Genomic DNA, 14,013 nt, shown 5'->3' with positions numbered 1-14,013 from the left:
GTCGCCTCCCCGGCTCCATGGTGCCCCGGCGACGGCCGTCTCGACCTGAGCAGTCATGTACAGCTCCGTTCAGATGTGCGGGCGGCGGCACGCAGGCGGTCGACGCGCGCTCTGATCTCGGCGGGCGAGGGGCCCGCCGGGACGGCCGGGGGCAGGCCGCGGCAGTCGCGGCACAGGCCTCCGGGAAGGGCATCGGGGCGGCCCGGGACGCCGCAGACCGTGCACTCCGCCATCCGCAGCACGGCCGGTTCCGGTGCCCCGGAGGCGGGCGCGGATGCGGATGCCGACTCGGGTGCGGGCTCGGGCGGGAGCTTGTCCGTCAGGCGCCTGCGGGCGAGGGCGGCCGGGTGGTGGACCTCCGGCGGCAGCCCGGCGGTCAGCGCGCCGGTGAGCTGCCGCTCGTCGGCCCCGCGCTCCAGCCACTGCCCGGCCAGCTCCTCCAGGGCCGCGCAGTCGGCGGCCGAGAGTGTCATGCGCGGCTCGGCGCGGCCGAGCCCGGCCAGCACGCCGTACGCCCGCGAGCGCGGCGGCCGTACGGGGGCGGGCGCCGGGGCGGGGACCGGAGCGGGCTCACGGGCGGGCGCAGTCCCGGTGGCGGACTCGGCGGTGGGTTCGGTGGCGTGTCCGGCGGGCTCGTCCCCCGGTTGCTCCCCCGCCAGGAACGCCGCCCACCACGCGTCGCCGCGCGCCGTCCGCGAGAAGTATGTGCGCGTCACCCAGCGCGGGCTGCCGCCGCCGGTGATGTGTTCGCGCCCGCGCCGCAGGTGCCCGGCCTCCGACAGCCGCCGCAGCACCGTGCCCAGCGCGCACTGGCCGTAGTCCGGCAGCACCTTGGCCAGGGTCTTCACGGAGATGTCGGCGCCGTCGGGCAGCCGGTCGAGGTAGGCGGCGACGGACGCCTCGCGCCGGGGCAGGTGCGCGAAGTCGGCCGCCGTACGCGGCCGTTGACCGGGCGCGGTTCGCTTTCCGTAGCCCGGTGACGCCATGGGGTGCTTGTGCGCGGGCACGCCGGCGCTAAGGTCTTGTGCAGCCACAGGATCGTCCTTACCGATCTGGGTGGTCAGACCCCCGACCGGTGTTGGCGCACCGCCGGGGGTCGAGTTCTTCGATCGGCACGCTACACCGGCGCGACGGATCGTCGCGACCCGATCACCTCAGGTCATCCCCGCAGGTGCGGTTGTTGTACGCGCGCTGTACGGGAGGGTGGGCGGGTTGTACCGACCCGCCCATTCCTCACAAGCAGCGCTCGAATCCCGGAACCTGAGACCCGGGCCCCGCAACGGCCTCACTCCGGGGACGCGCCGCGCGCCCTCCCCGTCTGGGCCAGCAGGACCAGCACCAGTCCGCCCAGCATGAGCGGGATGTGGATCCCGGGGGACACCCACCGGCCCACCGCAAGCGACGCCGCCATCAGCAGGGCCCCGGCGCCCCACACACCCGGCCGTCTCACGCTCCGGCGCAGCCAGGGGAACAGAAGGCGCCCCGTGGCCAGGGCCGACGCGCCCGCCGCTCCCAGCGCCACGGCCATCACCGCGGTGACCGTCCAGAACACCGACATCGCTTCCCTCCCCGAACGCCCTGTCCGGAGCGCGTTCGCGGAAGAGCATTCCATCGGCCGCGGCCTCACGTACCGGGTGGGCACGTCCGCTCGCCCAGGCCCAGGCCCAGGCCCGGGTCCCGGGTCACGAGCGCCGGGCGCGCCCCAGCAGCAGTTCGCGCTCACGCTCGTTGTGCGTCAGGGACGCGGCGCGTTCGAACTCCGCGCGCGCCTCCTCCCCGCGCCCCAGGCGCTCCAGCAGGTCGCCCCGGACGCTGGGCAGCAGGTGGTAGCCGCGCAGGGCGGGTTCGCCGGTGAGGGCTTCCACCAGCCTCAGACCGGCCTCGGGCCCCTCGGCCATGGAGACGGCCACCGCCCGGTTCAGCTCCACCACCGGCGAGGGCGTGAGCGCCGCCAGCCGCCCGTACAGCGCGGCGATCACCGTCCAGTCCGTGTCCTCGTACCGCGCCGCCCGCGCGTGGCAGGCGGCGATCGCCGCCTGGAGGCAGTACGGGCCGTACGGGCCGCTCCCCGCGCGCCGCAGGGCCTCCAGGCCCCGGAGGATCAGCATGCGGTTCCACTTGGCGCGGTTCTGGTCGGCGAGCAGCACCGGCTCGCCGCCGGGGCCCGTACGCGCCGGGATGCGGGACGCCTGGAGCTCCAGCAGCGCCGCCAGCCCGTGCACCTCGGGCTCCTCCGGCATCAGCCCCTCCAGCACACGGGCCAGGCGCAGCGCGTCCTCGCACAGCGCCGGGCGGCACAGGTCGTCGCCGGCCGTCGCCGAGTAGCCCTCGTTGAAGACCAGGTAGACGACCTCCAGCACGGACGGCAGCCGCCCGGCCCGCTCGTCGCCGTACGGCGCCTCGAAGGGCACCCCCGCCGCGGCCAGCTTCCGCTTGGCGCGCACGATCCGCTGGGCGACGGTCGCCTCGGAGGTCAGGAACGCGCGGGCGATCTCCTGCGTCGTCAGCCCGCCCAGCAGCCGCAGCGTGAGGGCGGTACGGGCCTCCGCGGAGAGGACGGGGTGGCAGGCGGTGAAGACCAGCCGCAGCAGGTCGTCGTCGATGTCGTCCGGATCGGCGGGCTCGGGCGGCGGCGGGGCGTCCTCCAGCGTCCGCCCGACCTCGGCCAGCTTGCGCGCGTACGTCTCCCTGCGGCGCACGAGGTCGATCGCGCGCCGCTTGGCGATGGCCGTGAGCCAGGCGCCCGGCCGCTCCGGTACGCCTGACTCCGGCCACTGCTCCAACGCCGCCACCAGGGCGTCCTGCGCGATCTCCTCGGCCAGCCCGACGTCCCGCACGACGCGGGCCACGGCGGCGATGATCCGCGCGGACTCGATCCTGAACACCGTCTCGACCGTCTCGGCCGTCGTGGTCGCGTCCGTTCCCGTCACGGCCACCCATCAGAGCAGCCGCACGGCGTCAGCGGCAAGGAAGCTCGGACGGGTCGGACGGACCCTCCTGGATCTCGCGGACCTCGGCGGTGACGTTCCAGTGCTCCGGGTGGGCCTCCAGGAACCGCCTGGTCCACTCCAGGGCCTCGGCCCTGTCCCTGACCTGGATGATCGCGTAGCCGCCGACGACCTCCTTGGTCTCGGTGAAGGGGCCGTCGGTGTGGCTGACCTTCCCCCCGGACCAGGTGAGCCGGGTGCCCTGGGAGGTCGGGGCGAGCCCGGCCGTGTCCAGCATGACCCCGGCCTTGGTGATCTCCTCGAACAGTGCGCCCATGCGCTTCTCGAAGTCGGGGTCGGGGGCCTGGGAGGGGAGGTTCTGCTCGTCGGCGCGGATCAGCGACATGAAGCGGGGCATGGTGGCTCCTCGGTTCGGTTCCGGTGGCGGAGGCGGGCTCTCCTCCCGCCTCTCACCCATGCGTCGATCGGGGGACGGCCGGATCGACAGCCCGCCGGATTTTTTCTCGGGAATCTTTATTCCGGCCCGGTCCCGGCCTGCTCACGGCCCTGCCCCGGCCTGGTCCCGCCTCAGAGCCGGCCGCCCCTGACGGCCGCCACGAACGGTCCCCAGCCCTCGGCGGAGAACACGACCACCGGGCCGGACGGCCGTTTGGAGTCGCGCACGGGTATCAGGCCGGGCACGCCGTCCGCGACCTCGACACAGTTGTTGTTGTCCGAGCCGCTGTGGCTGGACTTGCGCCAGCTCGCCTTGCCCAGATCACGCATGAGCCTCACGTTCGTACTCCTCCGCAGTCGTCCGGATCAGGTCCAGGGACTCTCGCGGCGGCAGCGCGGCAGCCCGTACGTGATCGTAGGAGGCCTCGCACCGGGCGACCAGCGCCGGATCGTCCAACAGCTGTCCGCTGTAGGGGCCTTCGGTGTACGCCACCGGCGGCGCGTCGTCGAAGGTCATCAAGGTCATGCTGCCGTCCAGCAGTGCGTGGGCACCGGAGGAGTACGGAAGGATCTGCACCAGGACACGGCGCCCCGTCCCCATGGCCTCCAGGTGCCTCAGTTGCTCCGCCATGACACCGGGACCGCCGACCGGGCGCCGCAGTACGCCCTCGTCCAGGATCACCCACAACTTCGGGCTTGTTGGACCCCTCAGCAGTCGCGTCCGGCCCATCCGGGTCTTCACGCGCTGCTCGATCTCCTCCTCCGGCTCGAACGGCAGCCCCGCTTCCACCACCGCACGCGCGTACCCCTCGGTCTGGAGCAGCCCCGGCACCAGCGTCGGGGAGAACTCGCAGATCGTGGTGGCGAGGGTCTGGAACTCCGCCGCCTCGGCGAAGTAGTCGGCGAACGGCGAACTGTTGACCAGCTCCTCGCACATCCGGGAGAAGTAGCCGTCCGTGTCCAGCTCCTCGTCGAAGCGGCGGGCCAGCTCCAACTGCGGCTTGCGGACAGCCGACTCGAACTGCCCGATGTACGAGCCCGAGCAGAACACCCGGTCACCCAGCTCCTGTTGGGTGACGCCCGCCGCCTCGCGGCGGCGTCTGAGCTCGGAGCCGAAGAACTCCCAGCCGATCTTCGGCCGCCCGGGACGGCCCGGTCCGCTTCCACCACTGGCCATGGCGTCACTCCCCAGCAAGGGTCACTGCAATGGTCTAACCCTGGCGAGCGTAGCCGTCAGCGGCCACTCTGGGTATCCATTCGGGGACTCTCGGAACACGGAGGAGGTCAGGCGTGGTCGTGACAGGGCGGCAGGCCGATCGTGAACGGCTCGGCGTCGCGGAGGAAGCGGTGGACGAGCTGCGGAAGGCGCTGCGCGGCGCGGGCGTCACGCTTCCGTCGCTGCGCGTGGACCTGGTCTCGTACGCGGGCGACACGGCCGATCCGCCACTGGTGGAGCTGGGCCGCTGCACCCCCGCCACGGCGCGGCGGCTGGCCGCCGCGCTCATGCGGGCGGCCACGGAGGGTGAGGAACGGTGAAGCCCGTTGTCGGTTCGTACGTCGTGGACAGCCGCAGCGACCGGGTGGGGCAGGTGATGGGGACGGTGGGCGGGCTGGTGCGGCTCCGGCCGCCCGGTGGAGGGCTGGAGTGGGACTGCCCGGCCGACGCGCTGCGGCCGGCCGGGACGTGCGAGGAGCTGCGTGCCCGGGTGACCGAGATCAACCGCGACCGTACGAGGAGACTGCCGTGAGCATGCGCAGTGTGATCCGTTTCGCGAGCTGGACGCTGGAGCCCGACCGGGAGCCCGACGCCGAACCCGTCACGTACGCGATGGAGTGCGCGGTGTGCGGACGGCGTTCGGGGGCGGGCGTCGACTTCCAGGACGCCCAGCGCTGGGCGTTCGCCCACGCGGGCCGCAACCCCTCCCACCACACCTACCGCGAGGTCATCCACCGGCCCTGGCGCGCGTGGATGCGCTGACGGCCGTTCGGCCGGAGCGGCGGGGAGGCGACGGCGCGGCGACGGGGAGGCGGGGAGACGGCAGTGGGGCGGCGGGGCGGTGACGGCGCGGCGACGGGGCGGTGAGCCCCCCGGTGCTCCCGTACAACCCTCGGGTCCCCTCGGGAGTCCTCCAAGGGTCACCCCCACCGGTTTCCCTGCGTCGGCCACCCCGCCCCGCAGGAAGGTCGGGCGAAAGGCAACCCCCATCGACCGGGGCCGCACCATGCCCCCGCAGGCAGCAGGAGTGTTCCCGCATGCACCAGCACGCCCGTCTCGCCCTGGCGACTGCCACCGCGCTCTCGCTGGCGACCGGTCTGCTCGCCCTCGGCCCGGCTCCCGCTTCGGCGGCGGACAACCCGCAGGAGACGGTGGTACCGGCCACGCAGCGCTCCGCGGATCTGTCCGTGTCGCTGTTCCCGACGAACAGCCCGTCGGACCTGGACGGCGCTGGCGCTCTGGGCGCCTTCCACCGTCTGGAGGGCCACTCCGGCCTGGTGTGGACGCGCTACTCCGACGGCGAGACCTTCCCCGTGTCCGAACCGGAGGGGGACGCCGTCTACGCCCAGGCGACCGGCGGTGACACCCTCGCCTACCGGGTGGGCGACCAGGTCGTCCTGTGGGACGCGGTCGGGCGGACGGCCCGCACCGTGCCGATCCCCGAGGGGCACTCCTACTACCGGACCCTCGGGAGCACGGTCGTCACCCGTCACACGGTCACGGCCGAGGACGGCACGGACGTCCGCGTGATGCACCTGCTGACGGCGGAGCCCGACGGCACCGTGCGGGACGTGGCGGTCACCGGGATGCCCACGGGCTCGCTCGTCGGCAACCCGCTGGCAGCCGACGAGCGAACGCTGGTGTTCAGCGCGCAGATAGACGGGCAGCGGCGGATGGTCCTCGCCGACCTCGCGACCGGCCGGGTCGAGAGCTGGACCGCGCCGCTCCCCGACGGCTACCACTACGCGGCCCTTACCGGGGACCGCCTCGTGATGTACAGCACCTCCGTTCCGGCCGTCCTGTCGGTCGCCCGCACCGACCCGGCCGCCGTCCCGGCCGAGACCCTGATCGAGGGCGGGGGCGTCCAGCCGTCGCTCAACCTGGCCGTCGTGGGCGACTGGCTGGTCTACACACGGAGCGCGGGGCCGAACCTCGTGGTGGTCAAGGCCGCGCCCATCGCGGGGGGCGAGCCGGTCACGCTCCTGGACCAGGCGCGCACCTGGGTCTCCGCGGGTCCCGGCGGCACAGCCGCCGTCGTCGCCCGGGACACCACGGGCGAATGGGCCCTGCAGCGCTTGGCCGCGGACGGCGACGGCCGGCCCGCCGCCACCGTGTTCAAACCGCTGCCCCGCCCACCCCTGGACATCCAGGGGCTGACGCTGTCCCACGGCCGCCTGGTCGTCGCCGACAGCGCCGCGGGCCACAACCAGCGGCGGAGCTGGGCGCGTACGCTGCCCACGACCGGCACCCCCGAGGCGGGCGAGCGCACCCGGTTCCTCAGCGACGACTCGTTCATCCCCGTCTGCCGCACGCAGGAGATCGGCTGCGAGCGGATCCTGAGCTCCGCGGACGGACGGATCGCCTGGCTGCTCCGGGACGACGAGGACACCGACAGACTCCGCACCAACAGCGGCTGGCCCTCCGTCCACCACAACGACCACTTCGAACAGAGTGTCCCCTCCGGCGGGCGGATCACGGACGTGTCCGGCCACTACCTCGTCCACACCGCGCCCGGACAGCAGACCGTGCTCAGAGTCGGACACTACGGACCCCCCGTGCTCACCCGTGAGCCGGGCCCGGCGGCGGTGTGGGGCGATGTGCTGTGGACCCCGGGCGCCGAGCCGGGCACCGTCACCGGCTACGACCTGGCCGCGAAGAGGACGGCCGCGACCGTGGACACCGAGGCCGGCTGCGCGCCGGAGGAGCTCCAGGCCGTGGGCCGGTGGCTGTACGTCGACTGCTCCGGCACCGCGCCGTCGGTGGTCCACGACCGCGAGGCGGGGACGACGGTGGCCGTGCCGGCCGGTGAGGCACTGCTGGGCGACGGCTACGTCGTCACCCACGACCGCGCCTCCGGTGATCTGACCCTGACCACCGTGACCGGCACCACCGCGACCGGCACGGCGGCCACCGGCCGGGTCATCGGCCGGCTGCCCGACACCGGGCGCTCGCAGCGCCATGTGCGCTGGACGGTGGACGAGTTCGGCGGCCACGCCGCCTGGGTGGACGATCAGGAGCGCGTCCACCTGGTGCCCTCCGGCGCGCCCACCGGTGCGCTGACCGCCGTCGGCGCACCGAGGAAGTCCCCCGAGGTGTGGGCGGCCACCGCCGAGGCCGCGCCCACCCCGCTGACCTCGGTGCTGCTGTCCAAGCCGGCCGCCGGCTGGAAGCTGACCGTGCGGGACGCGGTGACCGGCCGGACGGTGGACACCTCCACCGGCGGCCCCGCCCGCGGCCGGCTGGAGGTGGGCTGGCACGGCCTCCACCCGGGCGGCTCCCGGGACGTGTTCCTGCCCAACGGCCGGTACCGCTGGACGCTGGCGGTCACCCCGGCCGACGGCCGCGGCCCCGCCCTGACCTACGGCGGCACGACCGTGCTGCGCGGCGGCAGCCAGGCCCGCCACGACCACGCCGGGACCAGGCAGCCGGACGGAGTGGGCGATCTGGTGACCGTCAGCTCGGGCGGCTGGCTGACGTTCCAGCACGGCGACGGATCGGGCGGCTTCTCCGGCAAGACCGGCTTCTACGGCTGGTCGAACCGGATCACCCCGGTCTCCTTCGGCGACCTCGACGGCGACCGCTGCAACGACCTGCTGATGCGGATGCCGGACGGGGAACTGCGCGGCTACCGGCCCGAATGCGGGGAAGCGGTCGGGTTCGACACCCCCCACACCAGCCTGGGCACCGGCTGGGGCGCCTACGACGTGCTCACCTCGCCCGGCGACCTGACCGGCGACGGGCGCGCCGACCTGTTGGCGCGCCGGACCTCCACCGGCGACATCCACCTGTTCGCCGCCAAGGCCGACGGGACACTGGCGGCGGGCAGGAAGATCCGCTCGGGGTGGACGTACACGAAGATCGTCGGTGTCGGCGACCTGAACGGCGACGGCCACGGCGACCTGCTGGCCCACCGCAGGGACGGCGCCCTGTTCCGCTACGACGGCACCGGCACCGGCCTGCTGAAGAGCCGCGTCCAGCTCTCCGCGAAGTGGGGGCTGTCCTACGACACGGTGGCCGGCGTCGGCGACATCACCGGCGACGGCCACGCCGACATCGTCGTGCGGAACACCGACGGCGTGCTCTACCGCAACCACGGCAAGGGCGACGGCACCTTCACCAAGCGCACCGAGATCGGCGCCGGCTGGGGCGGCTACAAGGGCCTGTTCTGACCGCTGCCGACCGGCTTCCCCCTTCCGGCCCCCTTCCAGCCCCCTTCCGGCCTCGGAGTGCTCCCTCGCGCAGAACCACCACGGCCACCGCCGTGGTGGTCGCCGGGAGGCACCGCGGACGAGGAACGGCCCCGGGCCGGGCGCACTCCGCGCCCGGCCCGGGGCCGTTCCCGGTGCGGGAGCCGCCCTGCGGGCGGGCCGTACTCGGGCCGTCAGTCGTGCGTCGGCTTGATGCCCAGCGGGGCGGCGATCTCCGCCGCCATCACCGCGCCGGCCTCCCTCTCCAGCTGGAGGTCGTCGGCGTCGGTGTCCGTGTCCAGGCCCTCCAACTCGTCGAGGGGGGTGTCGAGCCGGACGTGGGCCACCAGCGACTGGAGGGCGCGCAGGGACGCGGACGCGGTGGGGCCCCAGTTGGACAGGTAGGAGAACTGCCACCACCACAGCGCCTCGCTGATCCGCCCGGCCCGGTAGTGGGCCATGCCGTGGCGCAGGTCGGTGACCACGTCGGCGATGTCGTCGGAGATGCGGCAGGCGACCGGGGCGCTGCGCGCGTACGGGTCGAAGACCTCCGAGTAGACGTCCACCGGGTCCAGCAGCCGGGCGAGCCGCATGCGCAGCTCGTCGACGTCCGGCTCCGGGCCGGTGTCCGGCTCGTACCGCTCCTCCGGGACGATGTCCTCGTGTGCGCCGAGACGCCCGCCCGCGAGCAGCAGCTGGGACACCTCCAGCAGCAGGTACGGAACGGCGCTGTCCGGCTCGTCCCCCTTGGCCACCTCGGTGACCGCCACGAGGAAGCTCTCGACCTGGTCCGCGATCTGCACCGCGAAGTCGTCCGGGCTGCGGTCCTGGCCGCGGTCCGGGGTACGGTCCTCGTCGCGGTCCTGGCCGCGGTTCTCGGGCTTGGCTTCAGACATCGAGCAGTCTTCTCCCCTCGAAGGCACGTCCCAGCGTGACCTCGTCGGCGTACTCCAGGTCTCCTCCGACGGGGAGGCCGCTGGCCAGCCTGGTCACACGCAGGCCCATGGAGGACACCATGCGCGCGAGGTAGGTGGCCGTCGCCTCCCCTTCGAGGTTCGGGTCCGTGGCCAGGATGAGCTCGGTGACGGTGCCGTCGGCGAGCCTGGCCAGCAGTTCCCTGATCCGCAGATCGTCCGGGCCCACGCCCTCGATCGGGCTGATCGCACCGCCGAGGACGTGGTAGCGCCCCCGGAACTCGCGCGTCCGCTCGATGGCCACGACGTCCTTGGGCTCCTCCACGACGCAGATGACCGACGGGTCGCGGCGCGGGTCCTGGCAGACCCTGCACCGCTCGGCCTCCGCGACGTTGCCGCAGACCTCGCAGAACCGGACTTTCTCCTTCACCTCGGTCAGCGCGTGGGCGAGCCGGCGGACGTCCGCCGGTTCGGCCTGCAGGATGTGGAAGGCGATCCGCTGCGCGCTCTTGGGACCGACGCCGGGCAGCCTGCCCAACTCGTCGATGAGGTCCTGAACCACGCCTTCGTACACGGCCGCCTACTCCACTCTTCCTGCTCTGCCCTTGTCGCTCCCGTACGGTCCCCGCACTGACCGTACGCTCGTTTCCGCTTTTCGGTGCACCATGCACCCGGCGCGCGGTCCGCGCCGGGCCGGCGTCAGAAAGGCAGGCCCGGCATGCCGCCCAGCCCCTGGGCGAGGGGACCGAGCTTCTGCTGCTGGAGCTCCTGCGCGGCGGTGTTCGCGTCGCGGACGGCCGCGAGGACCAGGTCGGCGAGGGTCTCGGTGTCCTCCGGGTCCACCGCCTTGGGGTCGATCACCAGGCCCTTGAGCTCGCCGGAGCCGGAGACCGTGGCCTTCACCAGGCCGCCGCCCGCCGACCCCTCGACATCGGTCTCGGCCAGCTCCTGCTGGGCCGCAGCGAGGTCCTGCTGCATCTTCTGGGCCTGCTGAAGCAACTGCTGCATGTTGGGCTGGCCACCACCGGGAATCACGGGATTCGCTCCTGGCTCGCTCGACGACGTGTACGTGTGCGCACGTGTGCTCGCCGCGTACGCACCCGCTTTGTACTCCGTACCCCTGAGCGTACGCGCTCCCCCGGCCTGTTGGCCTCGTCAGGCCCGGACGTTCCCGTCCGCCGCCGGCATGCGGGCGGAGGGGGCTCGGAGCGGGCGGGCGTCACTCGTGGTACAGCTCCTCCAGCACCGTCGCGCCCAGCTCGCGCACGATCAGGTCGTGGCCGGACAGGGCGGTGTCGTCCAGATCCGGGTCGTCCTCGGCGGGCATGTCGTCCTCCGGCGCCACGGGGGGCGGGGGCGGCGGATCGGCCTCGCCGTACGGTCCGGGCGCCTGGGGCCCCTGCGGCCGGGAGGGCTGCGGCTGGGACTGCGGGGACTGCGGCCGGGCCGGCTGCTGCTGCCCGTACGGCGCGGAGGAGGGGGGCTGGGCGGCGGGGGGCGCCGCCACGGCGGCCGACCGGAAGCCACCCGGACCCCCGGAGGAGTGCGGGGAGTGCGGGGACTGTGAGGCCTGCGCGGACTGCTGAAACTGCGGGGACTGCCCCTGCGGCGGCGCGGAGCCGCCGGAGGGATCGACGACGGACTCGATCCGCCACTGCACGCCGAACGCGTCGGCCAGCGCGGCGCGCAGCACGTCCTCGCTGCCGCCGTTGGCGAAGCTGTCGCGGGCTCCCTGGTTGGAGAAGCCGAGGCGGAGCGTCGTCCCGTCGAACCCGGCGACGTGCGCGTTCTGGCTGAGCAGGATCCAGGTGAAGCGGCGGCGGCCCTTGACCGCGTCCAGGATGCCGGGCCACATCTGCCGTACCTGCGCGGCTCCCTGCCCGCCGTCCGCGCCGCCCTGGGGCGCCGCGGGGGCCTGGACCGGAGGGGCCGGGGCCTGGGCCTGGGGCTGCGGCGTGGAGGCCGCGGGGGCTGTGGGGGCGGACGCCGGAGTGGGCCATGCGCCGGGGCGCCGGCCGTCGTCCTGCGGCTGGGCGGGCGGCTGTGCCGGCTGGGCCGGCTGCTGCCCGGGCCACGCTCCGGGGCGGGCCTGCGGCTCCCCCTGGCCGCCGCCGCCCGGTGTCTGGCCACCGCCCGGTGCCGCCGCCGGCCAGGCGCCGGGCCGGCGGCCTGCGTCCGGGGCGGGCCCGCTCTCCGGAGCGGGCCGGGCCGCCGGCTGCGCGGGCGACGGGCCCTGCGGCGCGGGCGCGCCCTGCTGTCCGGCCAGGGCCGTACCGGCCTCCGCCGGGCCGCCGCCCGGCGCCGGGGGCGCTCCCACGGGGGCTCCGCCCACCGGACCCGCGCCGACCGCACCCGCTCCCGCTGCCAGGCCGCCCGCGAGGCTCGCACCCCGCTCCAGACGGTCCAGACGGGCCTGGAGGGATCGCTCGTCGCCGTACGCCGCGGGCAGCAGCACCCGGGCGCAGATCAGCTCCAGTTGCAGCCGCGGCGAGGTCGCGCCGCGCATGGCCGTCAGGCCCTCGTTGACGATGTCCGCCGCCCGGCTCAGCTCGGCCGGGCCGAAGACCGACGCCTGGGCCGTCATCTTCTCCACCACGTCGGCGGGGGCGTCGATCAGGCCCTTCTCCCCGGCGTCGGGCACGGCGGCCAGGATCACCAGGTCGCGCAGCCGCTCCAGCAGGTCGGCGACGAAGCGCCGCGGATCGTGCCCGCCCTCGATCACCCGGTCGACCACCTCGAAGGCCGCCGCCCCGTCGCCGGCCGCGAAGGCGTCCACCACCGAGTCCAGCAGCGCGCCGTCGGTGTAGCCCAGCAGCGCCGTGGCCATGGCGTACGTCACGCCGTCCGGACCGGCGCCCGCCAGAAGCTGGTCCATCACCGACATCGAGTCACGCACGGACCCGGCCCCGGCGCGCACCACCAGGGGCAGCACCCCGTCCTCGACGGGGATGGCCTCGTGCTCGCACACCTCCGCCAGGTAGTCGCGCAGGGTGCCCGGCGGCACCAGGCGGAACGGGTAGTGGTGGGTGCGCGACCGGATCGTGCCGATGACCTTCTCCGGCTCGGTCGTCGCGAAGATGAACTTCAGGTGCTCCGGCGGCTCCTCGACCACCTTCAGCAGGGCGTTGAAGCCCTGCGGGGTGACCATGTGCGCCTCGTCGATGATGTAGATCTTGTACCGGCTGGAGGCGGGACCGAAGAACGCCTTCTCGCGCAGGTCGCGGGCGTCGTCCACACCACCGTGCGACGCGGCGTCGATCTCGATGACGTCGATCGAGCCCGGCCCGTTGCGCGCCAGGTCCAGGCAGGACCGGCACTCCCCGCACGGATCCGGCGTCGGTCCCTTCTCGCAGTTCAGGCAGCGGGCGAGGATACGGGCGCTGGTCGTCTTGCCGCAGCCGCGCGGCCCGCTGAAGAGGTACGCGTGGTTGACCCGGTTGTTGCGGAGGGCCTGCTGGAGGGGGTCGGTGACATGCTCCTGCCCGATGACCTCGGAGAAGGCCTCGGGGCGGTAGCGGCGGTACAGCGCGAGGGACGACACGTCTCCGACGATATAGGCCGCCGCCGACAACCGTGCCCCCGTGGGAGCGGGGGCACGGTCGTCGGCGCGAGGAAAATCAGGCGCCCCCCACGCACCCGCCAGAGCTCACCTACCCTTGCTGCCTTCCGGCCCTGGGGGAGTTCAGCGAGATGGCGCCACGTGAGGGGCTGCGCCAAGCCTACCGGATGCCGGAGGGTGGTCGGGCCCGTCCCCCGGGTCCGCTGCCCGGCCCGTCCGGCCCCGGGGAACGGGCCGGGGAACGGGCCGGGGGCCACCGGCGGTCCCGCCCGGGGAGCGGGTTCGCAACCACTCCCCCGCGTCATGTAATGTTTCCGGCGGAGGATTCGCCTAGAGGCCTAGGGCGCACGCTTGGAAAGCGTGTTGGGGGCAACCCCTCACGAGTTCGAATCTCGTATCCTCCGCCAGTGCCTCACCGGGCACGATGTCGAAGGGCCCCACCGTCCGCGGTGGGGCCCTTCGACGTACTCGGCCTCAGTCGGCCTTCAGCCGACTTCGAGCGGCTCCCGGATGGCGCCCACGGGTTGTTCCGCGACTCTCCGGCGCGTCGGAGCCGTGATGTGCGTGTGATGAGCCCGCATCCGGACGGCTCCCCCAGGCTCTCGGCACATGTGCTCTCCCGGCCCTCGCCCGGCGCGGTACACCGGTCTCGCGGACCGGCTAGCGCGGCCACCGCCGCGGTGTTCGCACATCCGCCACGGCGGCCCGCGTATCCCGCCTGCTCGGCTACCAGCCGCGTGTGCCCCGGGCCGGC

At 74.0% G+C, this 14,013-nt stretch carries 14 protein-coding genes, 1 tRNA gene and 1 other RNA gene; 5 read left to right on the top strand and 11 right to left on the bottom strand.

Going from position 1 to position 14,013, the window contains the following annotated elements:
* Positions 1 to 53 precede the first annotated feature (53 nt).
* The 6 genes from BMY40_RS09065 to BMY40_RS09040 all read right to left on the bottom strand — a co-directional run bounded on the left by BMY40_RS09065 (position 54) and on the right by BMY40_RS09040 (position 4,560).
* The gene (locus tag BMY40_RS09065) at positions 54 to 986 is read right to left on the bottom strand and encodes a hypothetical protein (protein WP_093657817.1); all 933 of its coding nucleotides are present in this window, start codon (positions 984 to 986) and stop codon (positions 54 to 56) included.
* Positions 987 to 1,285: 299 nt separating this feature from the next.
* Positions 1,286 to 1,558, bottom strand: a complete 273-nt coding sequence (locus tag BMY40_RS09060; RefSeq protein WP_093657361.1) for a hypothetical protein — start codon at positions 1,556 to 1,558, stop codon at positions 1,286 to 1,288.
* A gap of 124 nt (positions 1,559 to 1,682) precedes the next feature.
* On the bottom strand, positions 1,683 to 2,936 hold the full coding sequence (locus BMY40_RS09055; RefSeq protein WP_093657359.1) for an RNA polymerase sigma factor: 1,254 nt from the start codon (positions 2,934 to 2,936) through the stop codon (positions 1,683 to 1,685).
* Positions 2,937 to 2,958: 22 nt separating this feature from the next.
* Entirely contained in the window at positions 2,959 to 3,345 is a 387-nt protein-coding gene (locus BMY40_RS09050) for a YciI family protein (protein ID WP_093657357.1), read from the bottom strand.
* A 170-nt stretch (positions 3,346 to 3,515) separates the two neighbouring features.
* Positions 3,516 to 3,713: a DUF397 domain-containing protein gene (locus BMY40_RS09045; protein WP_177213946.1), complete on the bottom strand. Its 198-nt coding sequence runs from the start codon at positions 3,711 to 3,713 to the stop codon at positions 3,516 to 3,518.
* The gene (locus tag BMY40_RS09040; RefSeq protein WP_093657353.1) at positions 3,706 to 4,560 is read right to left on the bottom strand and encodes a helix-turn-helix domain-containing protein; all 855 of its coding nucleotides are present in this window, start codon (positions 4,558 to 4,560) and stop codon (positions 3,706 to 3,708) included. Before BMY40_RS09040 ends, BMY40_RS09045 begins: the two co-directional genes overlap by 8 nt.
* A gap of 113 nt (positions 4,561 to 4,673) precedes the next feature.
* On the opposite strand from BMY40_RS09040, the gene BMY40_RS09035 reads away from it, so the two are divergent.
* The 4 genes from BMY40_RS09035 to BMY40_RS09020 all read left to right on the top strand — a co-directional run bounded on the left by BMY40_RS09035 (position 4,674) and on the right by BMY40_RS09020 (position 8,768).
* A complete protein-coding gene (locus BMY40_RS09035) occupies positions 4,674 to 4,919 on the top strand; it encodes a hypothetical protein (protein ID WP_245769960.1) in 246 nt (81 codons plus the stop codon).
* Entirely contained in the window at positions 4,916 to 5,131 is a 216-nt protein-coding gene (locus BMY40_RS09030) for a hypothetical protein (protein WP_093657351.1), read from the top strand. Before BMY40_RS09035 ends, BMY40_RS09030 begins: the two co-directional genes overlap by 4 nt.
* Before the next feature lie 2 nt (positions 5,132 to 5,133).
* A complete protein-coding gene (locus BMY40_RS09025) occupies positions 5,134 to 5,361 on the top strand; it encodes a DUF7848 domain-containing protein (RefSeq protein ID WP_093657349.1) in 228 nt (75 codons plus the stop codon).
* Positions 5,362 to 5,636: 275 nt separating this feature from the next.
* Positions 5,637 to 8,768, top strand: coding sequence for an FG-GAP repeat domain-containing protein (locus BMY40_RS09020; protein WP_093657347.1), 3,132 nt, complete (start codon positions 5,637 to 5,639; stop codon positions 8,766 to 8,768).
* A 212-nt stretch (positions 8,769 to 8,980) separates the two neighbouring features.
* Here the strand turns inward: BMY40_RS09020 and BMY40_RS09015 are convergent, their stop codons facing one another.
* The 5 genes from BMY40_RS09015 to ffs form a co-directional block, all read right to left on the bottom strand.
* Positions 8,981 to 9,682, bottom strand: coding sequence for a DUF5063 domain-containing protein (locus BMY40_RS09015; RefSeq protein ID WP_093657345.1), 702 nt, complete (start codon positions 9,680 to 9,682; stop codon positions 8,981 to 8,983).
* Positions 9,675 to 10,274 carry a recombination mediator RecR gene (gene recR / locus BMY40_RS09010; RefSeq protein WP_093657343.1) on the bottom strand — a complete coding sequence of 200 codons (600 nt, stop codon included), beginning with the start codon at positions 10,272 to 10,274 and terminating at the stop codon, positions 9,675 to 9,677. Before recR ends, BMY40_RS09015 begins: the two co-directional genes overlap by 8 nt.
* Positions 10,275 to 10,399: 125 nt before the next feature.
* The gene (locus tag BMY40_RS09005) at positions 10,400 to 10,735 is read right to left on the bottom strand and encodes a YbaB/EbfC family nucleoid-associated protein (RefSeq protein WP_093657341.1); all 336 of its coding nucleotides are present in this window, start codon (positions 10,733 to 10,735) and stop codon (positions 10,400 to 10,402) included.
* Positions 10,736 to 10,919: 184 nt separating this feature from the next.
* The gene (locus tag BMY40_RS09000; protein ID WP_093657339.1) at positions 10,920 to 13,241 is read right to left on the bottom strand and encodes a DNA polymerase III subunit gamma and tau; all 2,322 of its coding nucleotides are present in this window, start codon (positions 13,239 to 13,241) and stop codon (positions 10,920 to 10,922) included.
* Positions 13,242 to 13,316: 75 nt separating this feature from the next.
* An RNA gene (gene ffs, locus BMY40_RS08995) (signal recognition particle sRNA small type) lies at positions 13,317 to 13,413 on the bottom strand.
* 165 nt (positions 13,414 to 13,578) lie between these two features.
* Here ffs and BMY40_RS08990 point away from each other — a divergent pair.
* A tRNA-Ser gene (locus tag BMY40_RS08990) sits at positions 13,579 to 13,666 on the top strand.
* The last annotated feature ends 347 nt before the right edge of the window (positions 13,667 to 14,013 follow it).

The sequence above is a fragment of the Streptomyces radiopugnans genome (genome assembly GCF_900110735.1).
Taxonomy (GTDB): Bacteria; Actinomycetota; Actinomycetes; order Streptomycetales; family Streptomycetaceae; genus Streptomyces; species Streptomyces radiopugnans.
This window is presented reverse-complemented; position numbering and strand designations above follow the sequence as displayed.